Source organism: Shewanella jiangmenensis (genome assembly GCF_018596335.1).
Lineage (GTDB): Bacteria > Pseudomonadota > Gammaproteobacteria > Enterobacterales > Shewanellaceae > Shewanella > Shewanella jiangmenensis.
The window spans coordinates 138,586-164,272 of sequence record NZ_JAHEPS010000001.1; the positions used below are offsets into that span (position 1 = coordinate 138,586).

27 protein-coding genes are annotated in these 25,687 nt (G+C 54.5%); 1 reads left to right on the top strand and 26 read right to left on the bottom strand.

Annotated elements, in window-relative coordinates; genetic code table 11:
• Window positions 1-34 precede the first annotated feature (34 nt).
• From flhB to KJI95_RS00750, 23 genes are all read right to left on the bottom strand, one after another.
• Window positions 35-1,168, bottom strand: coding sequence for a flagellar biosynthesis protein FlhB (flhB, locus tag KJI95_RS00640; protein WP_214505243.1), 1,134 nt, complete (start codon window positions 1,166-1,168; stop codon window positions 35-37).
• The gene (gene fliR / locus KJI95_RS00645; protein ID WP_214505244.1) at window positions 1,169-1,957 is read right to left on the bottom strand and encodes a flagellar biosynthetic protein FliR; all 789 of its coding nucleotides are present in this window, start codon (window positions 1,955-1,957) and stop codon (window positions 1,169-1,171) included.
• Between the two features lie 45 nt (window positions 1,958-2,002).
• Window positions 2,003-2,272 (bottom strand): flagellar biosynthesis protein FliQ, encoded by a 270-nt coding sequence (gene fliQ, locus KJI95_RS00650; protein ID WP_214505245.1) that lies wholly within the window; start codon window positions 2,270-2,272, stop codon window positions 2,003-2,005.
• A gap of 7 nt (window positions 2,273-2,279) precedes the next feature.
• Window positions 2,280-3,023, bottom strand: a complete 744-nt coding sequence (gene fliP / locus KJI95_RS00655) for a flagellar type III secretion system pore protein FliP (RefSeq protein WP_214505246.1) — start codon at window positions 3,021-3,023, stop codon at window positions 2,280-2,282.
• Window positions 3,020-3,595 (bottom strand): flagellar biosynthetic protein FliO, encoded by a 576-nt coding sequence (fliO, locus tag KJI95_RS19625; protein WP_349356690.1) that lies wholly within the window; start codon window positions 3,593-3,595, stop codon window positions 3,020-3,022. Before fliO ends, fliP begins: the two co-directional genes overlap by 4 nt.
• A 23-nt stretch (window positions 3,596-3,618) precedes the next feature.
• On the bottom strand, window positions 3,619-3,993 hold the full coding sequence (gene fliN / locus KJI95_RS00665; RefSeq protein WP_214505247.1) for a flagellar motor switch protein FliN: 375 nt from the start codon (window positions 3,991-3,993) through the stop codon (window positions 3,619-3,621).
• A gap of 11 nt (window positions 3,994-4,004) precedes the next feature.
• Complete coding sequence (gene fliM, locus KJI95_RS00670; protein WP_214505248.1) at window positions 4,005-5,033, bottom strand: flagellar motor switch protein FliM; 1,029 nt, start codon at window positions 5,031-5,033, stop codon at window positions 4,005-4,007.
• 49 nt (window positions 5,034-5,082) lie between these two features.
• A complete protein-coding gene (fliL, locus tag KJI95_RS00675) occupies window positions 5,083-5,616 on the bottom strand; it encodes a flagellar basal body-associated protein FliL (protein WP_214505249.1) in 534 nt (177 codons plus the stop codon).
• Window positions 5,617-5,681: 65 nt separating this feature from the next.
• The gene (locus KJI95_RS00680; RefSeq protein WP_250885514.1) at window positions 5,682-7,610 is read right to left on the bottom strand and encodes a flagellar hook-length control protein FliK; all 1,929 of its coding nucleotides are present in this window, start codon (window positions 7,608-7,610) and stop codon (window positions 5,682-5,684) included.
• A gap of 144 nt (window positions 7,611-7,754) precedes the next feature.
• A complete protein-coding gene (gene fliJ, locus KJI95_RS00685; RefSeq protein WP_214505250.1) occupies window positions 7,755-8,198 on the bottom strand; it encodes a flagellar export protein FliJ in 444 nt (147 codons plus the stop codon).
• Window positions 8,199-8,201: 3 nt separating this feature from the next.
• Window positions 8,202-9,542: a flagellar protein export ATPase FliI gene (gene fliI, locus KJI95_RS00690; protein WP_214505251.1), complete on the bottom strand. Its 1,341-nt coding sequence runs from the start codon at window positions 9,540-9,542 to the stop codon at window positions 8,202-8,204.
• Entirely contained in the window at window positions 9,511-10,413 is a 903-nt protein-coding gene (fliH, locus tag KJI95_RS00695) for a flagellar assembly protein FliH (RefSeq protein ID WP_214505252.1), read from the bottom strand. Before fliH ends, fliI begins: the two co-directional genes overlap by 32 nt.
• Window positions 10,413-11,450, bottom strand: coding sequence for a flagellar motor switch protein FliG (gene fliG / locus KJI95_RS00700; protein WP_214505253.1), 1,038 nt, complete (start codon window positions 11,448-11,450; stop codon window positions 10,413-10,415). Before fliG ends, fliH begins: the two co-directional genes overlap by 1 nt.
• Complete coding sequence (gene fliF / locus KJI95_RS00705) at window positions 11,443-13,128, bottom strand: flagellar basal-body MS-ring/collar protein FliF (RefSeq protein WP_214506153.1); 1,686 nt, start codon at window positions 13,126-13,128, stop codon at window positions 11,443-11,445. Before fliF ends, fliG begins: the two co-directional genes overlap by 8 nt.
• A 36-nt stretch (window positions 13,129-13,164) precedes the next feature.
• On the bottom strand, window positions 13,165-13,500 hold the full coding sequence (fliE, locus tag KJI95_RS00710) for a flagellar hook-basal body complex protein FliE (protein WP_214505254.1): 336 nt from the start codon (window positions 13,498-13,500) through the stop codon (window positions 13,165-13,167).
• Window positions 13,501-13,626: 126 nt separating this feature from the next.
• Window positions 13,627-14,967, bottom strand: coding sequence for a sigma-54-dependent transcriptional regulator (locus KJI95_RS00715; protein WP_214505255.1), 1,341 nt, complete (start codon window positions 14,965-14,967; stop codon window positions 13,627-13,629).
• Window positions 14,960-16,054, bottom strand: a complete 1,095-nt coding sequence (locus KJI95_RS00720; protein ID WP_214505256.1) for a sensor histidine kinase — start codon at window positions 16,052-16,054, stop codon at window positions 14,960-14,962. Before KJI95_RS00720 ends, KJI95_RS00715 begins: the two co-directional genes overlap by 8 nt.
• A 105-nt stretch (window positions 16,055-16,159) precedes the next feature.
• Window positions 16,160-17,590 carry a sigma-54 dependent transcriptional regulator gene (locus KJI95_RS00725; protein ID WP_284730664.1) on the bottom strand — a complete coding sequence of 477 codons (1,431 nt, stop codon included), beginning with the start codon at window positions 17,588-17,590 and terminating at the stop codon, window positions 16,160-16,162.
• Between the two features lie 288 nt (window positions 17,591-17,878).
• The gene (fliS, locus tag KJI95_RS00730) at window positions 17,879-18,289 is read right to left on the bottom strand and encodes a flagellar export chaperone FliS (protein WP_214505257.1); all 411 of its coding nucleotides are present in this window, start codon (window positions 18,287-18,289) and stop codon (window positions 17,879-17,881) included.
• 6 nt (window positions 18,290-18,295) lie between these two features.
• On the bottom strand, window positions 18,296-18,619 hold the full coding sequence (locus KJI95_RS00735) for a hypothetical protein (RefSeq protein WP_214505258.1): 324 nt from the start codon (window positions 18,617-18,619) through the stop codon (window positions 18,296-18,298).
• A 17-nt stretch (window positions 18,620-18,636) separates the two neighbouring features.
• Window positions 18,637-20,007 (bottom strand): flagellar filament capping protein FliD, encoded by a 1,371-nt coding sequence (gene fliD / locus KJI95_RS00740; protein ID WP_214505259.1) that lies wholly within the window; start codon window positions 20,005-20,007, stop codon window positions 18,637-18,639.
• 25 nt (window positions 20,008-20,032) lie between these two features.
• Window positions 20,033-20,440, bottom strand: a complete 408-nt coding sequence (locus KJI95_RS00745; RefSeq protein WP_214505260.1) for a flagellar protein FlaG — start codon at window positions 20,438-20,440, stop codon at window positions 20,033-20,035.
• A 125-nt stretch (window positions 20,441-20,565) separates the two neighbouring features.
• A complete protein-coding gene (locus tag KJI95_RS00750; RefSeq protein WP_214505261.1) occupies window positions 20,566-21,384 on the bottom strand; it encodes a flagellin N-terminal helical domain-containing protein in 819 nt (272 codons plus the stop codon).
• Between KJI95_RS00750 and KJI95_RS00755 the strand changes: the two genes are divergently transcribed.
• Window positions 21,377-21,637 carry a hypothetical protein gene (locus KJI95_RS00755; protein WP_214505262.1) on the top strand — a complete coding sequence of 87 codons (261 nt, stop codon included), beginning with the start codon at window positions 21,377-21,379 and terminating at the stop codon, window positions 21,635-21,637. The genes KJI95_RS00750 and KJI95_RS00755 overlap by 8 nt on opposite strands.
• Here the strand turns inward: KJI95_RS00755 and KJI95_RS00760 are convergent.
• The 3 genes from KJI95_RS00760 to flgK form a co-directional block, all read right to left on the bottom strand.
• A complete protein-coding gene (locus KJI95_RS00760; protein WP_214505263.1) occupies window positions 21,634-22,455 on the bottom strand; it encodes a flagellin N-terminal helical domain-containing protein in 822 nt (273 codons plus the stop codon). The two genes, KJI95_RS00755 and KJI95_RS00760, sit on opposite strands and share 4 nt — an antisense overlap.
• A 91-nt stretch (window positions 22,456-22,546) precedes the next feature.
• Window positions 22,547-23,752 carry a flagellar hook-associated protein FlgL gene (flgL, locus tag KJI95_RS00765; protein ID WP_214505264.1) on the bottom strand — a complete coding sequence of 402 codons (1,206 nt, stop codon included), beginning with the start codon at window positions 23,750-23,752 and terminating at the stop codon, window positions 22,547-22,549.
• 12 nt (window positions 23,753-23,764) lie between these two features.
• Window positions 23,765-25,681, bottom strand: coding sequence for a flagellar hook-associated protein FlgK (gene flgK / locus KJI95_RS00770; protein ID WP_214505265.1), 1,917 nt, complete (start codon window positions 25,679-25,681; stop codon window positions 23,765-23,767).
• Between the last annotated feature and the right edge of the window lie 6 nt (window positions 25,682-25,687).

The window sequence follows — 25,687 nt, forward strand, 5'->3', positions numbered from 1 at the left end:
ACGTAGCGGCGCTGAGGCGGGTGTGAACAAGCGGTCAGTATTTGTACTCGTCGGGAATAGGCTGATTAAGCGGAATGGGGGTTGGGCGTTTACCCCGCCCTTTGCGGTACTGACGCAGCTGAAATACATAGGCAAGTACCTGAGCAACCGCCGTAAAAAGCCCATCCGGGATTTGCTGATTAAGCTTGGTGGTGTGATAAATGGCCCGCGCCAGCGGCGGCGCCGAGACTATCGCAATATCGTATTCACGGGCAATTTCGCGGATTTTAAAAGCAACTGAGTCAACGCCTTTGGCAAGCACGAAGGGCGCCGGCGAACGTTTGGCATCGTATTTCAGCGCCACGGCAAAGTGCTCGGGGTTTACCACTATCACATCGGCGTTGGGCACTTCGGCCATCATCCGGCGCATGGCGATTTCCCGCTGCATTTGCCGCACCCGCCCTTTGACCTCGGGTTTACCTTCGGTGTCTTTATACTCGTCTTTCACTTCCTGCTTGGTCATCTTGAGCTGCTTCTTGTGATTCCACAGCTGAAACGGCACATCTATCACCACAATCAGCAAGGTCGAGCAGCACAGCAGCAAAAACATCCACGCCAATAGGTCGAGCGAGTGGTAAACGTTCGACGGCAGGTGCTCCATAGACAAACGCAGGATTTCATCGAAAAACAGCGCCAGCAGCAGGTAAGCGCAAATGGCCACTACCGAAAACTTGGCGATACCTTTAGCAAGCTCCACCAGCGCCTGCACCCCGAACATCCGCTTGAAACCCGCCATCGGGCTCATTTTGCTGGCCTTGGGCATGATCCCGTGACTGGAAAAGGTCATGCCACCGAGCACTATGTTGCCGGCAAAGGCAATGGCCGCAAGCAAAAACACTAACGACAGCACGGGAAATACCAACTCTTTGCCTATCGGGATCCAAATATTCAGCATGGTATTGGTATCAAATACCTGCTCACGGGTCTGGGTAAGAGTGAGTTCCATCACCCGATAAAGCGCCTTGGACAAACTGGGGCCAAGCAGCAAAAAGCCTATCGCGGAGGCAAGCAACACCGCCGAGGTGCCAAGTTCTTTGGATCGGGCGACCTGACCTTTTTCCCGAGCTTGTTCAAGCCGCCTCCCCGTGGGCTCCTCTGTACGTTCCTGACTGCTGTCGTTCTCTGCCATCTAGTTCACCTGGCATTGAATTTCGGTGATATCGCAAAGCAAGATCTGCGCCGCTTGCCAAATCTCATCAAAGTGCGACATCACAGGCTCGAGGGTCAGCCACAGGATAAAAAGCCCGCTTATCATCACCACCGGAAAACCGATGGCAAAAATATTGAGCTGGGGCGCGGCGCGGGTCATCACGCCGAATGAGAGATTTATCAGTAGCAAGGCAATAATGGCCGACAACGACATAGTGAGCGCAGCGCCAAACATATAGCTGCCCCACATAGCAAGCTCGCGATAACCTGCAATACTGATGCCGGACATGGACACCGGCAGGGTATCGAAGCTTTCGACCAACATGCGGATCATCAAGAGGTGGCCGTCCACGGCCAAAAAAATCAAGGTGGCTAACAACAGGAAAAAGTTACCCAGCACAGGGGTTTGCTGGCCAGACGACGGGTCAACCATAAAGGAAAAGCCAAGACTGGTTTGCATCCCGATGATTTGGCCGGTGAGCACAAAGATTTGCATCATCATCAGCGCAACCATACCCATGGCCACCCCAATAAGGATTTGCTGGGCGCTGATAAATACCGAGCTTAACGCAAACAATTCACCTTCAGGCATGGGCGGTAACACGGGGGCAATGGCAAAGGTCACCGCAAGCGAGAGCAGCAGGCGAACCCGGGTCGGCGTGGTGTTTGCCCCAAAAACCGGCATTACCATAAACATGGCCGAAATGCGAAACATCGGCCAGGCATAGCCCTTGATGGTATCCATCAGTGTGGAGAGCAGCACTTCCATCAGTGAGCGGCGCCCATCAATTTACCACCTCCATCAGCCTAATCCTCAGCCTACAACCTGAGGGATCTGGTTTACCATCTCAATAAAGAAGTCCATCATGGTGCGCACCAGCCAGTGGCCCGCAATCATCAGCGCCAGCAAGGTAACTATCAGACGCGGCAAAAAACTGAGCGTTTGTTCGTTGATGGAGGTCGCGGCCTGAAACACCGCCACAATCAGACCGACGATGAGCCCGGGCACCACAATCACTGTCACCATCATCACGATAACGGCCAGCGCCTCGCGGAATATGTCAATCAGGGCTTCTGGTGTCATATCGACCTCAGGTGGCGAAACTGTTTGCCAGGGTGCCGAGCACCAGGCTCCAGCCATCTACCAGCACAAACAGCATGATTTTAAACGGCAAAGACACAATCATCGGCGACAGCATCATCATACCCATGGCCATCAGGATGCTGGCGACCACCAGATCTATCACCAAAAAGGGCACAAACAGCATAAAGCCTATCTGAAATGCGGTTTTCAGCTCGCTGGTGATAAAGGCTGGCACCAGCACCGACATAGGTGCCTCCTCCGGCGTCTTGATGTCGGTGTAACCGGCGATATTGACGAAGGTTTCCAAGTCGGTGAGCCTTACCTGCGACAACATAAAGGCGCGCAGCGGCTCTTTTCCCTTGTCAAAGGCCTGCACTATGGTGAGCTCTTCATCCATATAGGGTTTAACACCCTGCTCATAAATCTTGTCAAACACCGGCGCCATGATGAAAAAGGTCATAAACAGGCTGATCCCAATCAGCACCTGATTTGATGGCGCCTGCTGCAGGCCAATGGCCTGACGCAGAAGCGACAGCGTCACCACGATTCGGGTAAAGGAAGTGAGCATAATGACCATAGCAGGCAAAAAGCCAAGCGCCGTCATCAGCATCAAAATCTGTAACGTGACTGAGTACTGGGTACTGCCATCGGCATTGGTGGTCACAGTCACCGCCGGCAAGATGCCATCGGCGGCAATCGCCGGAAACGCCGTGACAAAGATGGCCACGAGCAAAATAAGTACCCGCATCATGGCTTATCTCCCCGTGCTTCATCGCGCTTGCTACTTGGCGGTACTGTTAACTGTGCGTCTGACGGAGCTGAACTTGTGTGTGTGAAGGCGCCTGACTCAGACTGCTGCGCCGCCCGTGCGAGTTTAAGCCGACTGGCAAAAGTCTCCTGAGGGACCGATACAGGCGACTCGAGCTTATCAATCAGGGTGACCTGGGATGAGGTTACCCCAAGGAGATACTGCTGGCCGTTAAGCTCCACCAGCACTACGCGTTCACGCTGACCAAGGGAGGTGGCCGCCAGGGGCTTGATAAGGCCGCTGCCGGAGGGCAACAGATTAAGCCGGCGCACTATATACGCCAGCACAAAAATCAATACCAGCACCGCAATAAGACCACCCACCATGCTGGCAAGGGTCGCCGCGTAACCGGCTTGGGGCGCTTGCTCGGCCAGGTTCGATGCTGCAGGGATCGATACAACTGTGCTGGATAAAGCAGGGCTCGATGCTGCTGCACCCGATGAGGCCGTGCTCGAAACGGCCACAGCGGAGGCAACCAAGGTTGACGCAGCAACAGAAAGAAGGGCTAAGGACACACAATTTCCCCGCGAATTGAGCGCTATTTAAGCTTTTTGATCCGCTCGGTCTGACTGATAACGTCGGTCAGGCGAATACCAAATTTGTCGTTCACCACCACAACTTCACCGTGGGCAATGAGGGTGCCGTTGACCATCACATCGAGCGGCTCACCGGCAACCCGGTCAAGTTCCACCACCGAGCCCTGGTTAAGCTGCAGCAGGTTACGGATACTGATAAAACTGCGGCCAACTTCCATGGAAATGGTCACCGGAATGTCCATGATGGCATCCAGTTTGGCGGCGTCTTCCGAGGTTAACGGCCGTGACTCATCCTTTAACTCTTCATATTCAGCAGCCTTGGCTTCTTCCAAAGCCTGCTCCGCCATCGCGGCAGCCCAATCGTCATCGGTACTCATCTCACATCACCTTACAGGTCATTGATATCTTTTGATTTCCCTTTGCGGGTAACCAATTGTAATTCGCTTTTGACTGTTTCTGGGCGGGCGATTTTTTCGCAAATCTTTAACGCCAGATTATCCCGCGACTTGCCGAGCTTACAACGGTAAGTCGGCAGATCTTCAATTTTCATCAGCACGTATTCGGGCAACTCCACCGGAATAACGTCACCGGCGCGCATCTCCATCACATCCCGCAGGCTGATTTCGTGCTCGACCACAGTCGCTTCAAAACCCACCTCAACGTCCATGATTTCATCACGCAGCGCCTGCGACCAGCGCATGTCGGTGTCCTGTTTGTCACTCTGGACACCGGCATCGAGCAGCTCGCGGATGGGCTCAATCATCGAATAGGGCATGGTGATGTGGAAGTCACCACCGCCGCCATCCACTTCGATGTGGAACGAGTTAACCACCACCACTTCGGTCGGGCTCACGATATTGGCCATGGCAGGGTTCACTTCGGAGTCGAGGTAGTCAAACTCCACATCCATTACCGGCGCCCAGGCGTCTTTGTAATCTTCAAAAATAATCTTCAGCAGCAGCTGAACGATACGGCGCTCGGTCGGGGTAAATTCCCGCCCTTCAATCTTGGCGTGAAAACGGCCATCGCCGCCGAAAAAGTTATCAACCAGAATAAACACCAGCCGCGCTTCCATCGTAATAAGGGCCGTCCCCTTAAGCGGATGAAAACGCACCATATTCAGACTGGTTGGTACAAACAGGGTGTGCACGTATTCGCCGAACTTGAGCATCTGCACGCCGTTGATAGAGACCTCGGCGGCGCGGCGCATCATGTTGAACATGCTGATCCGCAGGTGACGGGCAAAACGCTCGTTCACAATTTCCAGCGTAGGCATGCGGCCACGGACGATGCGATCCTGTGAAGAAAAGTCGTAACTGCGCGCCGGGGCACCGGCCTCGCTGACCTCTTCCTCTTCGACATCATCAACGCCATGTAGCAGCGCATCAATTTCGTCTTGGCTTAATAAATCAGTCACTGTTATGCCTTATCGTTAAGTTCGATGACCATGCCGCAGGACTTAGCCACTATTGCATTACAAAACCGGTAAACAGCACCTTTTCAACGACCTTACGACCGGTAACCGGCTGCAGAGTGTTCTGTACGTTCAAAAGTGCGGTTTGTCTGAGTTCATCCTTACCGGCCTGGGTGGAAAGCTTTTGCACGTCACCGGCGCTGAATGTGGTCAGCAGCGCATCTTCAATCAGGGGAATATGCTTTTTAATCAAGACGTCATCGTCGGCGCCACGCACCATCAGCTGCACCTTGATTTCCACCAGCCGGCTCTTGGGCTGGCCCGGTAAATTAAACAGGAACGGGCGGGGCATGGCGACATAAAAAGCTTCGTTCGACGCATTGGCCGCGCCTTCTGCGCCAGGGGCTGCCTCACCGCTTTGCTCGGCAGCGGGAGTGTCAGCGGCGGGGGCTTCATCGGATGAGCCCAAAAACAGCCAGGCGCCTACACCAATCAGCAGTGCAACCACCACACCAATGATGATAAACAGCAGTTTTTTACTTTTCTTGCCACCGGTTTCTTCGAGCTGCAGCGATTCTTCAGCCATCGCAATATCCTTTGAGTTTCGCGGCCAAAAGCCGCCTGTAAAACCTATCCCTATAGGTTACCTGCTCAGGCGTAATAATCTATACCAGAAACATAACTTGTTGTCTGATTTACGCTTAAGGGTATCTCTTCTGCTGGAATTTCATCCATGGCGGCGCTGGCGGTTTGCTCGGCGTCGCTATCACGGCCACTGCCCTGGCCCTTGTCGTGGGACACCTGACCGTCGGTCAGCTCCATTCCCTGCTGAGCCAGCAACTCACGCAGCCTTGGCAGCGCCTGCTCCACCACATCTTTGGTCTGCGCGGCCGTCACATGAAACTGCACCTGGGTTTCGCTGCCCTGTACCTGAATGCGGACCATCATAGAGCCAAGCTCGGGTGGGTCTAAGCGAATTTCGGCCTGCTGCACCCCATCACGCACCATGGCTATCAATTGGTTATTCATCACCGGCGCAAAGCGGGCAACAATTTCGGCCGTCGTTGGGCGCTCATGTGCCTGACGAAGTGCCAGGGTAACCGCCATCGGCTCGCCCTTTTGATGCAGGGCATTCAGGCGCGCCTCAAAGCCGTTAAGGGACTGACTTTCCGGACGCTGCGGCTCTGCGCTCTGACGCTCGGTGACAGATTGACTCGTGCTGTCACCCAGAGCACGGGTCAGCGCGGCAAACGCATCGAGCTTATCCGAAGCCTTGCCCTTGATGTCGCCTGTCTTTAACTCTCCGGCCATCATTTCATCAGCCTTGCTGTCGACTCCACCTGCCAGCTGCGCCTCATTACCAAGCTTGCCACCGACTATGCTTGCCAGGCCAACATCCGCATCCGCTGCCTTGCCATTGGTGAAAAGGTTGGTTCCAGGCACGCCGCTAAGGCGCCCGGGCGCATCAGTAGCCGTCATGGACTTAGCTGTATCATCGCTCGCATCCAAACTGAAATTACCTTCCTGCGCCGCTAACTGCGAAGCGGCTAGATTGGCGGAAGTTTCGCTTATGCTCGGCAAAGCGCCTGAGCCGGGTTTGCCGTCGGTCTGCAGCTGAGTTTGAGTCGGGTTAACGCCGGCTGATTGAACATTGGCAGCGACGGTATTTGGTGTGAGCCCCTCTTGGGTCCCATTGAACGACATAAACTGAGGGGACTTTTCGCCGCTCACATCACTTAACTCTGCAGAAAACGCCCCGTCAAAAAGCGATGCGCCCGCCTTATCGGCGAGCTGCTGCAGCGCTTCGGCGAGGCCCGGGTTGAGCAGCCTCAAGGTTTGCAGCGCTGCCTCATCGAGCTTATTAAGGGATGCTTCATCCATACCGAGAAGCTCTGCCAGTTGGGCGGTGAATTCTCCCGTCGTCAACCCATTTAGGCCATCTGCATCGCCGCCTTCAATGTTAATGCTGTCAATGTTAATGCTGTCAATGTCGATGCTGTCGTCAGAGCCAACAGCAGAACCATCTAAAGAACCATGTTCAGAGCCATGTCCAGAGCCCGCGCCAAGCAATTGCGCCAGTATTGCCATGAGTTCCTCGGCTGTGCCGTCGGCCGCAGGCGGCAAGCTTATGCCGCTCTGTCCATCGACATCCCCTGCGTCTTTGCCTGCGCCATTTCCTGCGGATTTGCCAGAAGCACCTGCTGCGCTGTCGCCGCCAAGGAGCTGGCGCGCCTTATCTATGCGCGCCAGCAATGCGTTGTCATCGGTTGCAGCATCAGTCTCGGCATCTGGCGCAGCGCTTGATGCAGTTGACGAACTGCCGCTTACCTCAGCGCCTGGGCGTTCATTTTCCCGGTTACCTGAGTCAGTCACCGCAGAGGTTTTGCCGCTGCCACCGTCACTTGGGTAAGCATTTGTTTTTTCACCAACACTCGCTCTGTCAACGCCCCTTTCTCTCTCAATGACAGCGCTGAAGTCCATCCCATCGGATTGACCCGAGCCGCTCGCCATGATGGCATTGTCACCACCGGCGCTGGCTTGCCCCTTGCTACCAAGCAGCACATTGAGGATCTGTTGCATGAGTGCACTCCTGTTCTTGCCCCATTTGGCGCTATAAACATCGGCGCGTATGGGGTAAAAATCATCTGGAAAATGACGTAAAAACGTGTCGATAACCAATCTTAGACAAAAGAAAGCAAAATCTTTGCCAAACTGGCCGAAGCCTTAGCACCGACGCCGGACAAACTGTTGAATGGAAAACTCATCCAGCATCTTCTGCTCCTGACGCGCTTCTTTGGCTTCACGCTTTTCAGCCTTGTGCTGCAACAGCAGTTCAACTGCTTTGCGCTTTTGCTGCTTTTCAAGCCAATGGCGGCGCCTGTGCTCCAGCTGGTTGTCGGCGGCGCCGACACTTTGCACCTGCTGGGCAATGGCTTCGTCTATCTGTTTGATGAACCGATGAAACTGCTGATAGTAACTGGCTGAGATCTGCCGCCCCTGCTGAGCGCCAATCTGCTGCATATAATCGAGCCGGTAGCGATTTAGGGCGTCTAGCTGCTGCTGAAGCTTGGCCCGCTCAAGCTGCGCCGCTTTGAGCTGCGCGGCCGCCTGCTCCTCAGCATCGAGGGCGAGTTTCAGTACGGTGAGAAGGGGATCGGGCCGGTTCATGGTTTAGCCCCGGCACTGGGCGGCTATTTGCCCGAGCATGGTTTCGCTGTCGTGCAGGCTTATCGCATCCCGCATGCCCTGGCGCAGAAACGCATTCATCGCCGGCTGCAAGCGAATGGCGTTATCAATGCGCGGGTCGCTTCCCTGAGCGTAGGCTCCGATAGAAATCAAATCGCGGTTTTGCTGATAGAGCGAGTAGGTCTGCTTGACCTTACGCATCGCTTCAAGGTGTGCGGCGCTAATCACCATAGGCGCAACCCGGCTGATGGAGGCTTCGATATCGATGGCTGGATAATGGCCGGAGTCAGCAAGATTTCGCGACAGCACTATGTGGCCATCGAGAATGGCGCGGGCCGAATCCGCGATAGGGTCCTGCAGATCGTCCCCTTCGGTAAGCACAGTATAAAACGCCGTGATAGAGCCCTGCCCGGGCCCGCCATTGCCCGCCCGTTCAACCAAACGTGGCAACTTGGCAAACACCGACGGTGGATAACCTTTGGTGGCCGGCGGCTCGCCAACGGCAAGGGCAATTTCCCGCTGCGCCTGGGCGTAACGGGTGAGACTGTCCATCAGCAGCAGCACGTTAAAGCCAAGGTCTCTGAAATATTCGGCAATACGGGTAGAGGTTTCACAGGCCCTAAGGCGCATCAAGGGCGAAGTATCGGCAGGAGCTGCCACCACCACAGAGCGGGCGCGGCCCTCAGGCCCCAAAATTTCTTCAATAAACTCTTTTACTTCGCGGCCACGCTCACCCACCAGCCCCACCACAATGATGTCTGCCGTGGTGCCGCGGGTCATCATGCCAAGGAGCACAGACTTACCCACGCCAGAGCCCGCAAAAAGGCCCATACGCTGGCCCTTTCCCACGGTCAGCATGGCGTTGATGGCGCGAATGCCCACATCCAGTGGCTCATGTATGGGCCGTCTTGACAGCGGATTGATGGCAGGTGGATGCCTTGGGGCCACATCTGTGGTGCCAAGTGGCCCGAGGCCATCAAGGGGCTCGCCGCCGCCATCCAAAACCCGCCCAAGCAGCGACATGCCAACGGCAATGCCGGCCTGCTCACCAAGTGGCCGCACCCGCGCGCCGGGCAGCACACCTTTAAGCTCTTCAATCGGCATGAGATACAACAGCGCTTCATCAAAGCCGATGACTTCGGCAATCAGCTCACCCGCCATGGTGTCGATGGCACACAGGCTGCCCACCGGCGCACGGCAACCGCTCGCTTCAAGGGTAAGCCCCACCACCCGCACCAACTGGCCCTCGGCGACAGGACGGTTAGCCGGCACACTTTGGCGCAGCTGATGCAGATTATTCAGCAGATGGTGCTGGCGTTTGAGCATCGTCCGCCTCCCCCGCCTGCGCGCTGGCGTCTTCACCTGTTTCTAAGTTGTCGGTAGCTGTTGGCAGCGCCGCGGCTTTTTGACGCGCCTCGCGGCGCAGGGTATCGAGCCGCTCCATGGGCGCAGCTAGCACCGCGGCAATCCGGTCTTCGAGGCGTAAATCCACCCGCGAGCGCTGGCTGTCGATGATGCACTCGCCGCGCTCAAGTAAAGGGTCGGCAATCAGGCGCCAACGCTGCTCATCAAGCTGGGCGCTGCTGTAGAGTGACTGCATCAGGATGATATCGTCAGGATTCAGGCGGAGTTTAACTTCCTGCTCCTTGATGGGCAGACAATCTATGCCTTCCTGCAGCGCGGCAAGTAAGTGTTGGGGATGGGTCTTCAGCTCATGGCGCACTATCTGGCGGCCAAGGGACATGGAAAGCTGCAGCAGCTCCTGCTCAATTTCATTATCAAGCAGCGAGAGCGGCGCAGCAAACTGGCCAAGCAGCGCTTCAAAGCGGGCGATAAGCTCAGCCGCGGAGGCAAGGCCCTGCGCCATGCCCTGCTCAAACCCCTGGGCAAAGCCTTCCTCGTGGCCCTGTTTAAGACCATCCAGCCTGCCCTGCGTCATGCCCTCGGCAAGCCCCTCGGCATGACCGGCGTGATAACCTTCCTGCTCGGCTTCAGCGCGGATGGCTTCGATTTCGGCCAGGGTCGGCGGGCGAATCTCTTCTTCCTCGGGGGCCTGATACTGCACCCCGGCGCGCCGGCCAAGCAAATTCAGCGGCTCATCCTCAGGATTGGAGGACATATCAGGCAAGCGCCAGTGGCTGAAATCATCCAGCTCGTCGCTGCGTAAAAGAGTCTTGGGGCGCTTGGTGTCACTCATCAGACAAACTCTTCGCCGCCACCGCCGCCAAGCATGATTTCGCCGGCGTCAGAAAGGCGTCTTGCAATAGACAGAATTTCTTTTTGCGCCAGCTCCACTTCGCTGATGCGGATGGGGCCCATGGCTTCGAGGTCGTCACGCAGCAATTCAGCGGCCCGTTTGGACATGTTGCCGAGGATCTTCTCTTTGAGCAGCTCGTCAGCGCCCTTCAGTGCCCTCATCAGCACATCCTGCTGCACTTCACGCAGCAGCACCTGAATACCGCGGTCGTCCACGTCGATAAGGTTTTCGAACACGAACATCAGATCCTGAATTTGCTGCGCCATCTCTTCATCGGTCTCGCGCATGGTTTCCATCAGCTGGCTTTCGATGGCGGTATCGAGGTAGTTCATGATATTGGCTGCCGCCTTGAGGCCGCCCATCTTCGCGGCCTGCGCGCCGCCCTGTCCGGCAAACTGCTTCTCCATGATGTCGTTGAGCTCCTGCAGTGCCGCCGGCTGAACTTCTTCCAGATTGGCGATACGCATCAGCAGGTCAACACGGGTATTTTCAGGGAATTGGGAGAAAATCTCCGCCGCCTGATCCGGCTCAAGGTACGACAGTACAATGGTTTGAATTTGCGGGTGTTCGTTCTGAATAATGGTCGCAACCTGACGGGCATCCATCCACTTGAGTGAATCAAGACCCTTTGCGCCGCTGCCCATGATGATTTGCTCAATCAGGTTACCGGCTTTGTCTTCGCCAAGCGCCGCGGTCAGGGCTTTACGGACAAACTCCTCGCTGTTAAAGCCAATGGAGGAAAACTTCTGAATATCGTCCAGAAACAGCTTGTGCACCGCCAGCACCTTTTCCTGACCGAAGTCTTCGAGCGCCGCCATCGCCATACCCACCTTCTGCACCTGCTTGGGCTCAAGGTGCTTGAGGATGGAGGCTGCGTCGGCTTCACTCAGACTCAGCAGTAAAATCGCGGTCTTTTCAACACCCGTCATGTCCTTGATGTTGAAGCCGGCTTCGGATTTTTCTTTATTTTCAGCCATTGTCCTGTTGCAACCAGTTCTTCACAACTTGAGTGGAAAGCTCAGGTTCATTGGCAACCAGAGCGCGGATAGCTTTAATCATATCATCATCTTTACGCAGATTCGGGATAAGGATTGAGCCGTCGTCTGCGTAGCTGTACTCGGCTTCGCTGGAGTTGAGCATCCCCAGGGTATCGGCGGCAAACTGATCTTCAATCTCCGCCAGTTCATGGCCAAGGCGGCCATCGTCTGGCATGTCAACCTTGTCAGACAGCAGCAGTTTCTTCAAAAGCGGCCGCACCACAAACAGGATAAGGAACAGAATCGCCAACGAGCCGGAAGCAAGCTTCATCGCCTTCCAGAACCAGGGCTGCTCCCATACCGGCAGCTCAGGCACTTCTTCCACCAGCTGATCCATAAAGGGCACTGTCACCACTTCGATGCTGTCGCCGCGTTGACCCGAGAACCCCACCGCTCCTTCGAGCAGACGGCGGATATTGGCAAGCTCAGCCTCGGTGCGCGCAACGCGGTTTACCTGACCTTCGGCATTAGCATCACCGGTTTTGTAATCCACCGCCACTGACACGCTGACGCGGCGCACAGTGCCAATCTGTTGACGGGTATGGCTGATGGTGGTGTCGAGCTCATAATTGCGGGTGGCTTCGCGGTGCGAATTACCGTTGGCCTGCTGCTGTTCCTGCGCCTGTTGCAGGGTTTGAGGAATGTTTGACTCCATCGGCGGCTGGTTGGACAGCGCGCCCGGAATACCCATATTGCCCTCACCCTTGCTTTGTGTTTCGAGGGTCATTTCGCTGCGTACGGCCGGCAAGTCGGGGTTAAAGCGCTTGGCGGTTTGCTCCACGGCGGTAAAGTCCATGGTCACATCCACCTGCGAGGTGAAGTTTTCAGGCCCGAGGATGGGCATCAGAATGGCATCCACCTTGGCGCGGTATTCGGCTTCTTTTTGTTTAACCAGCTCAAGCTCACGGCGGGCGCGGGCTGACGCGCCGTCCTGACTGCCTGAATTGAGCAAACGGCCGTTGGAATCGGTCACTGTAACCCGGGTCGGCTCAAGGCCCTGCACCGCCGAGGCGACGATATCAACAATCGAATCCACTTCTTCCTGCCCAAGACCGCCGCGACGAACCGTGACTACCACGGTGGCACTTGGCTGCGACTTATTGCGGGCAAACACGTTTTCTTTGGGCAGCGCCAAAATCACCTTGGCGCGGCTGATGCTTTTCAGCTCTTCAATGGCGCGGGCAAGGGTTTGCTCCTGGCTGTGCTTAAGCCTTGCCTGCTCGACCCGCTGACTGACGCCAAAGCCCATGTCCTGGGTCAGAAAATCCTTTTCGGCGCCGGCAGTTGTTTCAACCCCGGCGCGGCTCAGCAGCAGACGGATGTCCTGGTACTTGTCATCGGGCACCCGCAGCACGTCAAAATCGACCTTGTAAGGGATTTTGTTTTTATCGAGCACATCGAGCACCTGGATCATTTCCTGCGGCTCATATTTGCCGAGCGGACGATATTCTGGCTCCTGCGCCCACATCATCACAAACACCGCAATAGCCAGACAGATGGCCAGGGCCAGGATCATGGTGATTTGGCGCATCATATCGGTGCCGCCAAAACCGCCAAGCATGCCGGATTTGTTTTCCTGCTGTACACCGTTCATCGCATTATCGGTGCTGACAATCATATCTGTGCTCACAATCTGTATCCTTCAATGACCGGCTTAGACAGGCATACTCATGATTTCTTTGTACGCTTCCACCAGCTTGTTACGCACCTGTACCGTGGCTTCAAACGCCACACTGGCCTTTTCACGGGCAATTACGGTATCAGAGAGGGTGACGCTGGTATCGCCCATTTCAAGGCGGGTCGCAAGATTGGATGAGGTTTGCTGCAGACCGTTGACATGGCCCACCGCCTGGGACAGCAAGCTTGCAAAATCCGCCCCGCTGGTGTTGCCAACCTGACGCAGCACCTGTGGCTCAAGCCCCGCTGATGGGGTAATTTCGCTGCGCAGTGACTGCATTTCCTGCAGGAAAGAAGATGGATTGATTTGCATAACCTGCTCCCTTCGCCATGAATTTGACGGGATGATTCAATTAATTCCTGTACTGCAAAAGCCTTGCCAAAAAGCAAAAAAGCAGGCGATGCCTGCTTTTTACCGGGTTAGCTGGCGCGAATTTGCTCACGCCGGCAGCTGTATGCCCATCTCCCGCATCCGCGCCATCTTGTACCTGAGGGTACGGGCGCTGATGCCAAGCTTTTCGGCCACCAATTTGCGGCTGCCCTGACACTGATTGAGGGTTTCGAGGATGATGACATGCTCCTGGGCCTTGAGTTCATCGCCAAGGCCTTCGGGCTCTGGCCGTAACTGAATATCATCGCTGCCAAGCTGAGTCACATCCATGGCATCGATAATGATGTCCTGGGCACCAATCACCTCGCCGGCACATAAAATCAGCGCGCGCTGCACCACGTTATCAAGCTCACGCACGTTCCCCGGCCAGCGGTGAGACAAGAGCCGCCTGCAGGCCGCTTCATCAAACACGGGCGCCGCGAGGGCAAGCTTTTCGGCGTGCCGGGCAAGGAGATGCCTTGCCAGCGGCAGAATATCTTTCGGGCGCTGGTTAAGCGCAGGCCAAGCCAGCGGAAACACGTTGATGCGATAATACAGATCTTCGCGAAACTCGCCCTGCTCCGCCATGGCTTTAAGGTCACGGTTGGAGGTGGCAAGCACCCGCACATCAAGCTTGATGGTCTTGCGGCCGCCAAGGCGCTCAACTTCGCGCTCTTGTAACACCCGCAAAAGCTTGGCCTGCAAGCCAAGATCCATCTCCGAAATTTCATCAAGCAGCAGCGTGCCGCCCTGGGCCTGCTCAAACTTTCCGGGACAGGCCTGAAAAGCGCCGGTAAAAGCGCCTTTTTCATAACCAAACAGGGTCGCTTCCAGCATGTTTTCCGGAATCGCCGCGCAGTTGATGGCGACAAAGGGCCCCTGACTGCGCTGGCTGTGATTGTGAATGTAGCGGGCAAGCACTTCTTTTCCCGAGCCCGATGGCCCGAGGATCATCACGGAGGCATCGGATTTGGCAACGCGCCCGGCAAGGGCAATCAGCGCCAGGCTGCGCTCATCGGCAACAACCGGGTCGCCACTGCCCGTGGTTTGCGGCAAATAGCGCGACACCTGATTGAGCAGCACCTCGGGCGCAAACGGCTTGGCCAGATAATCCACGGCACCAAGCTTGATGGCACTTACAGCACTGTCGATAGTGGCGAAGGCGGTCATCAGCAGCACCGGAATTTTGGGATGATGCTGCTTAAGGTAGCCAAGGAGACCAAGGCCGCCGATGCCATCCATCTGCACGTCACTTATCACCATATCGAAACGGTTTTGCTTGAGCGCCAGAATGGCTTCTTCGCCGCTGCCTACCGCGACGCACTCATACTGCGCCAGCATCAGGGTATCGAGCAGGGCTTCACGCAGCGCTGCATCGTCCTCAACCAGCAGTAATCTGGCCTCAGCCATGGTTAACCTCCGCACCCGCATTCTGAGTTAACAGCGGGAATTTAAGCATGACGCTGCAGCCGCGATTGGCAGCGCACTGCATCTTGATATCACCGCCGTGGTTACGTACCACGGTTTGCACCACCGCAAGCCCAAGGCCGGTTCCCTGAGCCTTGGTGGTAAAAAAGGGCTCCATCACCTGCTGCTCGGTGCCGGACTCAAGGCCTTTGCCGTCATCCACGACCGACAGCACCAACGCGTTGTCGCGAACACAGCCATGCAGCAGCACATGTTTGGCGCCGGCTTCGAGACTGTTCATGATGAGATTGTTGATAGCGGAGCTGAGCGCATGCTGGCTTGCCAGAATTTGCGCGTCGCCCGACTCGTCCTGAAGTTTAAGGGCGCTGCCCTGGGCCTCAGTAATGGGCGCGCAGCTTGCCAGCACCGGCGCAAGCAGCTCATTGAGCGTCATCGGCTCCATCGGCGTTTCTACTTTGCCGCGGGCCATCAGCAGCATGTCATTGACCTGCCGCTCAAGCTCATTGAGCCGGCCAAGCAGCTTTTGCTGAAACCTGCCACGGGCCTCGGCATTCAGTTTCGGACTGCCAAGATTGGCGGCATATAGGAGTGCGGCCGACAATGGGGTTCGGATTTGATGGGCCAGGGTCGCGACCATGCGGCCTAAGGACGAGAGGCGCTGCATATGGGCAAGATTTCGTTGCAGTACCCGGGTTTCGGTCAGATCGGTCAGCACAATCAGCTGACCGGGTTCAAGCGGCGTAATAGCAAGCTTTACCCGCCGGCCATTTTTGAGCGATACCTCATGACCATCATCATCGCGGGGTGAAAAGGCGCGGGCAATAACATTAAGCCAGCGCTCACCTTCAAGGGGGCGGTCAAGCAGCGACACGGCCACCGGGTTGGCAAGGGTCACGACCCCATCGGCATTTAAGATAACCACGCCGGACGGCATAGCCTCGAGAATGTGAGCCATTTGCGCAGGCGACGCGGCCAGACGCTCATTGGCGGCCGCCTCACTGACAGGCAGCGCCGACAGGCGTCCCCTGGCAGGAAAATCGCTGATATTGGCTAAAGCTTTGGCTGGCATACACACCCCGTCAAAAAATCGTTGTCAACGGGGTGGATGCAGATTACGTGCCACTAAGGCAAAGGTGTGATATTCAGTTGGCTAAATTGGGCAAGCAACAGCAAATTATTCTTTGCTCATCCCATATTTACGCATTTTCTCGACCAGCGTCGTGCGGCGGATCCCAAGCATTTCAGCGGCCCGGGCAACCACGTTGTCCTGCTGCTCCAGCGCCTGACGGATCATGTCGATTTCAAGCTCAGCCAGCAAATCCTTGAGGTTTACCCCTTCAGGTGGCAGCTCGCTCGGGAAACGGGTTTCCGGCAGCTCGACCGGCTCATCGTCACTGAAAATAGACGCCAGCGCATCGCGCTCCTGCATCTCTTCACTGATTTCGACGCAGTATTCAGGCACATCGATATGACGGTATTTAACCGGCAGGTCGTTCACATCAACAAGGCCGCCCGGATACAGAATGGTGAGGCGCTCGACCAGATTCGACAGCTCCCTGACATTGCCCGACCAGTCGTGCTCTTTGAGCGACTCAATGGCACGCTGGGTGAAGCGCACTTTACCCCGCCCTTCATTGAAGACGCGGCTGACCAGCTCCTGCAGCAGCAGTGGAATATCTTCCCTGCGCTCACTGAGTGCCGGCATTTCGATGGGGAATACGTTGAGACGATAGAAGAGATCCTCCCGGAAATCATTATTTTCTATCATCTTTTCAAGGTCTCTGTGGGTTGCCGCCACCACGCGCACGTTGGCCTGAATTGGCTTGCTGCCCCCTACCCTCTCAAATACCCGCTCCTGCAACACCCGCAGCAGTTTAACCTGCATGGCAAGCGGCATATCACCGATTTCATCAAGGAACAGGGTGCCGCCTTCGGCGAGCTCAAAACGGCCCTTGCGGGAGCTGATAGCGCCGGTAAAGGACCCTTTTTCATGGCCAAAGAGCTCGCTTTCCAGCAGCTCTGGCGGGATGGCGCCGCAGTTGACCGGAATAAAGGGGCCATCGCGGCGCTCAGACAGATAATGAATATTGCGGGCAACCACTTCTTTACCGGTACCAGATTGCCCCAGTACCAGCACGGTAGCGTCTGACGGCGCGACCTGATTGATAAGATGACGAACGTTCACTATACCGTCGCTGCGGCCAACCAGGCTTCTGAACAGTTTGGTTTGATTGCCACTGGTAGGCACATCGGGGCGCTTCATCTGCCCAAACACCTGACAGAAATGCAAAAGCTCCGTCAGTTGCGGGTAGTTAAAGGGTTCTTCGACGACACCGATAAGGTTATTGGCAAGGCCGTCGGCCTCACCCAGGAGCAACACGGGCTGCCATGGCGCCTTGGCGGCGATGGCTTTCACTTGTTCCAGTGATAATTCACTCAGGTCGAGGATAAGCGCCCGATAGCGGGTTTGACTAATCCGTGCTTCTGTGGAGTCAGCTCCGCAAAAGTCCAGCTGCTCACCTAAAAACTCAAGAATGAAGGAAAGACGGTTCAAACGATCTGTCCGGTTTCCTACAAGCAAAATTCTCTGGTCTGTCTGCATCATTCAGTTGGCCGTAACGCTCGTAAATCGATTGAATCGCATTAATTATTGGTGTTAGTTGCTCACGGGGCGTCAATGCTGTTACTCCGGTAAAACTTCCGGTCATTCACACCAATCCGAATATTGTATTATCGGCAATCCAGAAGCAAGTCTCTGCTTTACAATAAAGTCTTTTGCCTCTGATTCTAGACCAATTTTCCTTCGCTTCCGACCCTTTTGGTCAATTCTCTGGCTATTGTCAAAAAAGGCGCACACTGTGCGCCCTTTTGCGAGACTATTTTTTGAACGAAATCAAACAGCTTCGCTGTGTGATGTGAGATGGTGCTGATCGGCAGGAATCGCATCCCAACCTTCTTTGATGTCACGCAGAATTGCCATCGCGTCATCAATCGCCTGCGGGTCATTGTTGAGGTTGGCCACGCTGATCCGGCGCAGCACGAAATCATAGAGGTCGCTTAAGTTTTTAGCTATCTCTCCACCAGAATCCATGTTCAAACTGTTCGACAGCGCCGTAATGATGCCGATGGCTTTTCCGATGTACACGCCTTTGCTCTGCAAATCATTTTGCTCAATCGCATAACGACTTTGTGCCAGACGCTCCAATGCACCCGCAAACATCAACTGAATAATACGATGAGGCGAAGCGACAGCAATTTCACTCTCCAACGACACCTTGCGATATGATTGCAGTGACCCTCTCATAGAAACCTACCTATTTGCATCTATTGTTTTATACACATTGAGTTGGCGTTTACTCTGGCTGCTGATACTCAATAACTGTTGCCGATGCGCTTGTAAGGACTTAGTCCTGTTGAGGAACTCTTCAGTCATCTGCAATTGCGTTTGCAAAAACTGCCTGTCCCCGGCGCCCTCAGCCTCAGTCAAATTCAGCAACAAATTTTGACGCTCAGTCATCGTATCTTGCAAATTTAATACCAGGTCATCACAAGCTTCGTCTTCAGCTGCCAGATTTTCGAGCTGAAAAAGGATTTCCTGTAACTGCTGATTGACATCATGGAGTCTACTTGTCATTTATCGCCCCTGAAAATCTAGCCTTTTACTACACCCGGCAGCGAATTCAATCTGTCGATGAGTCCGGATGTCTGTTGATTCAGACTGGCAACAACAAGGTCCATCTTATTGAATTGTTTAAAAAGCCTTGATTCCAAGGATTTCATTTTTAGGGAAAAAGCTTCGCGCTGGGTATCCAAGCGCTTCTTCTCGCTGTTGTAGGTGTCGTTACGGGTACTGATAACCCCACCGGATTTTGTGTAGGTGTTGGCCAATTCGGCAAAACGATTAGCAAGCCCGGTACTTTCAGTAGAAAACAGCCCCTCCAGCGAGTTCATGTCTTCGGCGATAGCTTTGTCAAGTTTGGCGTCATCGATTGAGAGTTTGCCATACCTGTCAGTCTTGATGCCCATGTCATAGAGCGCAATAGTCTTGCCGTCGACATCAACCCGCTCACTTACCATGCTCCGAAGTTGTGACTCCAAGGAGCGGATCATCGGGTCACCCTGCAATGCCGACGCTTTCTTTTTGTCCGCATCATAGGATGAGAGCTTATTAATCGAATCTATCAGGGCATTGTAAGAATCAACGAAGCCTTTGACATTTTCTTTGACTTTCGTGTCATCCTGGCTGATGGTCAGAGTTCCTGTCTGGCCAATATCGGCTTTAGTCAGCTCCAGTGTAACCCCGGTAATCGCGCCTTTGATTTCATTGCTTTGGGAAGTGATTTTCTGGTTGTCGATATAAAGCACCGCATTTTGCGCTGGCTGCAGCTCGGTCAGATTGGCGCCGTTGAACATATCATTGAGCCCGGTACCCGCACCCACAGCATCGGTTGCCGTCACTGAAATCTGATTGTCGGTACCGGTTTTTTCAGACGAAAACACCAAACGGCTGCCATCGTCACTGGTGACGACTGTTGCAACCACGCCTTTATTGTCACTGGCATCGTTGATTTTGCGAGCGATGGCCTGCAAATCATCGGTCGCGGCAATATCGACCCCGAATGATGCCCCATTGACGGTAAAGTCGAGACGACCTTCGCCGGGTTTATCGGTTGCGAGCGCTGTGGTATCACCGGCCACCTTGTGCGCATAGGCGAGTTTTTCGACCTTAATGGCGTAAGTGCCATTCTGCGCAAACTTATCAGCTGTGGCTTTAAAATATTGACTGTCACCCGTGCTGACTTTACGGGCGCTTAGCTCATTGCCTTTTTGGAGCTTTTTCAAAGCATCCTGAAACTTGGCCAATTCACTTTTTAAGGTACCTACGGCTGAAACCTTGGCATTGATAGTATCTTCTGTCCGGTTGAACAGCGCCTCTTTCGGCAATTTCTCCGCGTTAACAATGGCCGAAACCATGTCATTAATTGGCAGATTAGAGCCTATACCTGTTGCAGTTAAAGCCATAAAAACCTCGTATTACATGTTCACCTCAGGCTTCAGTCTTCATCAAAAGGCCGGTCACCTCTGACATTTTCTGAGCAAGCTTGAGGGCTTCTTCACTGGGGATCTGACGAATGATATCGCCCGACTCCACATCCATAACGCTGACGACCGCTTCCCCAGACTTATCATCCACTCTGAAATCCAAGCCTTTACGCATAACGGACATCATGTTTGACATCTCCTGCGCAACCGCGTTCAGCTCGTCTTGTTTTGACTGCCGCTCTTCTTCCCGGTCTTTGGCTTCAGCTTTTTCGCTGGCATCCACCGGCTGTGTCAAATCCTGCCGCTTAAGCTCCGTCTCTTTCGGAGCCATAGGTTTGACGGATGTTGCAGCAAGTTCAGCACGTTGCTGTTGTTGCTGTGGCGACTGACCACCAACTAATGCAATATCCATACCTTACCTCACCATCTCAGGGGCACCCGGCTGCTTTTACAGTATGGCAGACTGGGCACGCTTCAGATATGGCAAAGGGAGATCCGTTACCGAACCTCCCCTGCCCCCTCAAAATCCGGACTCTATTACAGCAGAGACAGGGCGATTTGAGGCAACTGGTTAGCCTGAGCCAGCATCGCAGAACCAGTTTGCTGCAGAACCTGACTCTTGGTCATGGCTGAGGTTTCTTTGGCGAAGTCCACGTCTACGATACGGCTCTTGGCATCGGCAACGTTGGCCTGGGTGTTGGCACTGTTGCTGATGTTGTGAGACAGACGGTTCTGGATAGCACCGAGGGAAGCGCGCTGGGTATCGATGCTCTTGATAGCAGCGTCAATCTTACCCAGAGCTGAGTTGCGACCGGCAGACGTCAACACTGTGATAGAGTTCACTGACAAAGTACCGGCATTATTGGCCTTCACTGTGATGGTGACATCTTCATCATTCTGGTGACCCACCTGGAACTTCTTACCGCCAGAGAAGTCGCCAGTCATCAGCTTGGTGTTACCAAACGCAGTTGTGTCACCGATAGCGGTGATTTCCAGTGCCAGTTGGTCCATCTCATCTTTCAGAGCCTGCAGGTCAGCTGAGCTGTTAGCGCCGTTTTCGGCCTGGATCGCCAGGTCACGCATACGCTGCAGCATGTTGGTCTGCTCTTGCATCGCACCTTCAGAAATCTGTGCGATGGAGATAGCATCGTTGGCGTTACGCATACCAACTTCCAAACCACGAACCTGACTGTTCAGACGGTTGGAGATGGCGAGACCTGCCGCATCGTCTTTGGCACTGTTGATCCGCAGACCTGAGGACAGACGCTCCATAGAGGTTGCCAGATCACGGTTGGAGAAGGTCAGGTTCTTTTGTGCCTTCATGGAAGTGACGTTGGTGTTTACTGTAATGGCCATGATCGTTTCCTCTTGGTTACCTGGCTCAGGACTAGCCTGTCTTGTTCAGCCAGGCGGTCATACTCGTTACAGTATATTTAGCGGCAGCGTCTTTTTATCCTTTAGGGCTTTTTTCAAAAATTCTGCAGTTTTTTTAATTTTATTTTTTATTCAGTCAATTACTCATCAAAAAAACAGAGCGACCCGCCTGACTTGCGGCAATATTTTGCCGCCCGGCAGGCAAGGTCGCATCCTGAACGCTATCGATGATTAACCGAGCAGTGACAGTGCAACCTGTGGCAACTGGTTGGCCTGTGCCAGCATCGCAGAGCCTGTTTGTTGCAGCACCTGATTCTTGGTCATGGCCGAGGTTTCTTTGGCAAAGTCCACATCCACGATACGGCTCTTGGCATCGGCAACGTTAGCCTGGGTGTTGGCACTGTTGGCGATGTTGTGTGCCAAACGGTTTTGCACCGCACCAAGCGCTGCGCGCTGGGTGTCGATGGTCTTGATGGCGGCATCAATACGGCCAAGAGAGGAGTTACGACCAGCAGAGGTCATTACCGTCACCGCGTTAACAGACAAAGACGCCGAATTGTTGGTCTTCACTGTGATGGTTACGTCCTCACCTTCCTGGTGACCCACCTGGAACTTCTTACCGCCAGAGAAATCACCGGTCATCAGCTTGGTGTTACCAAAAGCCGTGGTATTACCGATCGCAGTCACTTCCGAAATCAGCTGGTTAATTTCATCCTGTAACGCCTGCAGGTCGTCGGTGCTGTTGGCGCCGTTTTCAGCCTGTATTGACAGGTCGCGCATACGCTGCAGCATGTTGGTCTGCTCCTGCATTGCGCCTTCAGCAATCTGGGCGATGGAGATACCGTCGTTGGCATTACGCATGCCCACTTCCAGGCCACGCACCTGACTGTTCAGACGGTTAGAAATTGCCAGACCGGCAGCGTCGTCTTTGGCGCTGTTGATGCGCAGACCGGATGACAGACGCTCCATGGAAGTCGCCAACTGACCACTGGACATGTTCAGGTTCTTCTGGGCCTTCATGGAGGTCACATTGGTATTAACAGTAATAGCCATGTTGAGTTCCTCTTCCTAGTGTTACCGCCAAGGCTTGGAGCTTGGCTAATTTCGTTAACAAAGTTGCTTCCAGTAAGTGGCGTTGACGCTGTTACAAATAATCAAACAGTGACACAGAACCCACTCTGCTAAACACGTTGGATACGGCATTGAGGGCCAGTTGCTGCTTCTCAAATTCCGTAATCGCAGACGCGTAATCCAGATCTTCCAGCAGTGACAGCGCCGAGGTATTGACGACCTGCTCTTCGGCGTGTCGTCCGGCGTAACTCTCAAGGCTCTTGAGGTTGTTACCTGCCACGCTTCTGGCGATGCTGAGCTGTTTTAATCCGCTATCAGTGTTATTCAAAAGTTGTGCCAACTCAGAGATACCAGCAGGTGAATTAATGCGGGTATCGTCTTCAATCAGCGCTATTGCTTTGTTTATGGTGTTAAAAATGCTTTCTTCGTCCTGCGGCGCCATGGTGAAACTGTCACCGGCAGCGGGTTTTCCAGACAATTTGACTTCAATACCGTTGAAACTCACCGGATTGCTGGCATCGAAGTTATTGACGGTACTGACCAAGGCATTGCCGCTGTCTCGCACTTCCAGGTTGACGCCGCCAGCGCCATTATCAATGAAATTAAAGGTATAGGTTTCTTCAACATGGGTGGCAGGGTTAGAAATGGCCGCGCTCTGCACGGTGAAACTGCCGGTCTGAGTCGACAAATAATTGACGGCATAATCACCAAGTGCGTTTGGCACCTTCATGAAGGCTGTGTCACCGGGAATATTGGTACCAACGGCAATACCCCGTGACACCATGGCGTCACGCACGCCGGAATCACCGCTGTAAACCATGTTGCCGCTGCTATCAAAGGCAAAGGGTTCGGTATCAGTCTTAAAGCCGGAAAACATAAAATTGCCGGATTCGTCGCGGGTGTTGGCAACATTCAGCAGCTCTTCGAGGCTGCCGCGCATTTCATCGGCAATCATTTGCCGCTCGGAATCTGACAAACCGCCGTTTACGCCACGAAGGATGTTTTCCCTGAGTGTGGTTACCAGCTCTTCGGCGCTGCCAAGCTTGCTCTCGGCAATGCCGAGGTGGTTCTTGCCGTAGTCGATATTCTTTAAGAACTGATCCACCAGCGCCTGCTGCTGATTGAGGTTATCAATACCAAGTGACGCCACCGGATCGTCACCGGCGGTGTTAACCTTTTTGCCGCTGGAAAGCTGCTCGAGCAGCTTGGCCGCCTCGCTTTGCTTTTGCAGTATGCTGCTGGTGTTCTGGGTGAACATTTGCGCGGTAGATATACGCATCACTCAATCCTCTTAACGCACCGAGGCGAACAGGGTGTCAAAAATCTGCTGGGCTGTGGTCATAATGCGGGCGGATGCCTGATATGACTGCTGATAACGGAGCAAATTGGAGGCCTCTTCATCAAGGTTTACCCCGGAGACTTCCTGCACCCGGCTGTAGGCCTGCTCGTAAATCGCTTTGGATGATTCCATCCGCACCTCGGCCGCCTTGGTGCGGGAGCCTATGTCCTGCTTGGTGTTTTCAAATACGTCGATAAGGGTCGACTTGCCGCCATTCATCAGCTTGTCGTCCGCCATACCGGCCATGGCCAGCGCATTGCTGTTATCACCCTCGGCGTAGCTTAAATCGAAGGTAAAACTGTCGGTTGCGGCGCCGCTTGCACTGACTTCAAAGGTAAAACCGTAGGCGCTGATGGAAGGCGGCGTGTAGGCAACGCCTGTGGCAACGGCGTTGCCATCGGCATCGGTCACATCATAGGTACCGGCACCTGTGTTGATGGTGAAGGTAAGTTCACCGCCGGTAACCGGGAAATTGGCGGCATTACGGTTATCTATGCTGGTGAGCTTGACCGAGGTATTGCCGGAATTGCCGCTGTCTGCACTGATTTTTGGCGCGGCAGCGGCGATACCTTTGGGATCTGTCATGACCACTGACATCTGCGCTGCGGCGCCTGCGGTTGGCCTTATCTGAAACCTGTCGCCGCTTGCCATGGCGCCGGCATCAATATTGATAGAAAAGCCGTCAGCGCCGGTTAGGGTGCTGCCGCTTAAGGTCAGCGGCGTCACCACGCCTGTGATTGAGTCGGTGAGCTCATAGGTCGCGGGTGCGGTAAATTTAAGCTCATACGCGCCGCCGGACAGATTGCCAACATCATCGATATTGACGCTGAGCTTGGCGGTGCCGGCGTTGGTGGAATACTCACCGACCCGGCTCTGGGCTATCAATGGGTCGTTGATATCCATGAAAATATTGCTGCCAACATTGCCGTTCATATCAAAGCCCGCCTTCTGGGCTTCGTTAAAGGCGTTGGCAATCCCAAGGGCAAACTGCCCGAGCTCATGCTCGGCGGGGATCAGGGTTTTATCGCGAAAATCGTACAGCGCAGCCAATTGGCCACCGAGTTTGGCGGGGTCCACCACCAGATTGGAGCTGCCGGAGCTTGCAGTGATCCTGAGCTCATCGGAGTAAGGATCGCCCTTGGAGGTACCCATTTTCATGCTGATATCCGATGACACCAGCATCACAGCACCGCCAAGCATGACGCTCTTGGCGCCGTTTTCCAGCGGAATAACATTCACCTGGGCATATTGGCTGAGCTCCATGATGAGCGCATCCTGCTTATCCAGCAGTTGCATATCCTCGCCCATGGTTTTCATCAGCTCACGGTTGATGTTGGCAAGCTCGGTACTGATTTCGTTGATGCGGTTGGTCACCGCTTCTATCTGCTCGTGGGTTTGTTTCATCTGCCCTTCGAGCTGGCGCTGCATCTCATTGATGGCGCTCGCCATTTGTGAGGCAGAGCTGAGCACACCGCCGCGGATCCCCAAATCCCCCGGCAAGTCTGCCAGGCTGTTGATGCTGGCAAAAAGGTCATTGAGTGACTTGGGCACCGCCTTGCCTATCTGGGAAAACAGCTGATCGAGCTCACTCATCTTGGTGTGAGTCACTTCAGCAGCGCCTTTGGCGGTTTGACCAATACGCAGCTCACGGGCGGCATATTCGTTGTAAACACGTTTGACACTGGACACATAAGTACCTGTGCCATAAAAGCTGTTACCGAGGCGTTGTGATAAGTGAGTCGACTGGGTCGCAACCTGACGGTTGTAGCCTTCGGTGTTGGCGTTGGTGATGTTATTACTGGTCACACCGAGCTGTGCCTGGGAGGCCAATACCCCGGTGCGGGCAATATTCAGTAAATCTATGCTCATGATTCG

Coding starts and splice junctions, on each gene's coding strand:
- KJI95_RS00750 (WP_214505261.1), bottom strand. CDS start 21,384: ATGGCCATTACAGTAAACACCAACGTCACTTCCATGAAGGCACAAAAG.
- fliF (WP_214506153.1), bottom strand. CDS start 13,128: ATGATTGTCAGCACCGATAATGCGATGAACGGTGTACAGCAGGAAAAC.
- flhB (WP_214505243.1), bottom strand. CDS start 1,168: ATGGCAGAGAACGACAGCAGTCAGGAACGTACAGAGGAGCCCACGGGG.
- fliL (WP_214505249.1), bottom strand. CDS start 5,616: ATGGCTGAAGAATCGCTGCAGCTCGAAGAAACCGGTGGCAAGAAAAGT.
- fliR (WP_214505244.1), bottom strand. CDS start 1,957: ATGGAAGTGCTGCTCTCCACACTGATGGATACCATCAAGGGCTATGCC.
- KJI95_RS00735 (WP_214505258.1), bottom strand. CDS start 18,619: ATGACAAGTAGACTCCATGATGTCAATCAGCAGTTACAGGAAATCCTT.
- flgL (WP_214505264.1), bottom strand. CDS start 23,752: ATGCGTATATCTACCGCGCAAATGTTCACCCAGAACACCAGCAGCATA.
- KJI95_RS00760 (WP_214505263.1), bottom strand. CDS start 22,455: ATGGCTATTACTGTTAATACCAATGTGACCTCCATGAAGGCCCAGAAG.
- KJI95_RS00720 (WP_214505256.1), bottom strand. CDS start 16,054: ATGCCAGCCAAAGCTTTAGCCAATATCAGCGATTTTCCTGCCAGGGGA.
- fliH (WP_214505252.1), bottom strand. CDS start 10,413: ATGAGTGACACCAAGCGCCCCAAGACTCTTTTACGCAGCGACGAGCTG.
- KJI95_RS00715 (WP_214505255.1), bottom strand. CDS start 14,967: ATGGCTGAGGCCAGATTACTGCTGGTTGAGGACGATGCAGCGCTGCGT.
- flgK (WP_214505265.1), bottom strand. CDS start 25,681: ATGAGCATAGATTTACTGAATATTGCCCGCACCGGGGTATTGGCCTCC.
- fliD (WP_214505259.1), bottom strand. CDS start 20,007: ATGGCTTTAACTGCAACAGGTATAGGCTCTAATCTGCCAATTAATGAC.
- KJI95_RS00745 (WP_214505260.1), bottom strand. CDS start 20,440: ATGGATATTGCATTAGTTGGTGGTCAGTCGCCACAGCAACAACAGCAA.
- KJI95_RS00755 (WP_214505262.1), top strand. CDS start 21,377: ATGGCCATGATCGTTTCCTCTTGGTTACCTGGCTCAGGACTAGCCTGT.
- KJI95_RS00680 (WP_250885514.1), bottom strand. CDS start 7,610: ATGCAACAGATCCTCAATGTGCTGCTTGGTAGCAAGGGGCAAGCCAGC.
- fliI (WP_214505251.1), bottom strand. CDS start 9,542: ATGCTCAAACGCCAGCACCATCTGCTGAATAATCTGCATCAGCTGCGC.
- fliQ (WP_214505245.1), bottom strand. CDS start 2,272: ATGACACCAGAAGCCCTGATTGACATATTCCGCGAGGCGCTGGCCGTT.
- fliP (WP_214505246.1), bottom strand. CDS start 3,023: ATGATGCGGGTACTTATTTTGCTCGTGGCCATCTTTGTCACGGCGTTT.
- fliN (WP_214505247.1), bottom strand. CDS start 3,993: ATGAGTACCGATGACGATTGGGCTGCCGCGATGGCGGAGCAGGCTTTG.
- fliJ (WP_214505250.1), bottom strand. CDS start 8,198: ATGAACCGGCCCGATCCCCTTCTCACCGTACTGAAACTCGCCCTCGAT.
- fliS (WP_214505257.1), bottom strand. CDS start 18,289: ATGAGAGGGTCACTGCAATCATATCGCAAGGTGTCGTTGGAGAGTGAA.
- fliE (WP_214505254.1), bottom strand. CDS start 13,500: ATGCAAATCAATCCATCTTCTTTCCTGCAGGAAATGCAGTCACTGCGC.
- KJI95_RS00725 (WP_284730664.1), bottom strand. CDS start 17,590: ATGATGCAGACAGACCAGAGAATTTTGCTTGTAGGAAACCGGACAGAT.
- fliG (WP_214505253.1), bottom strand. CDS start 11,450: ATGGCTGAAAATAAAGAAAAATCCGAAGCCGGCTTCAACATCAAGGAC.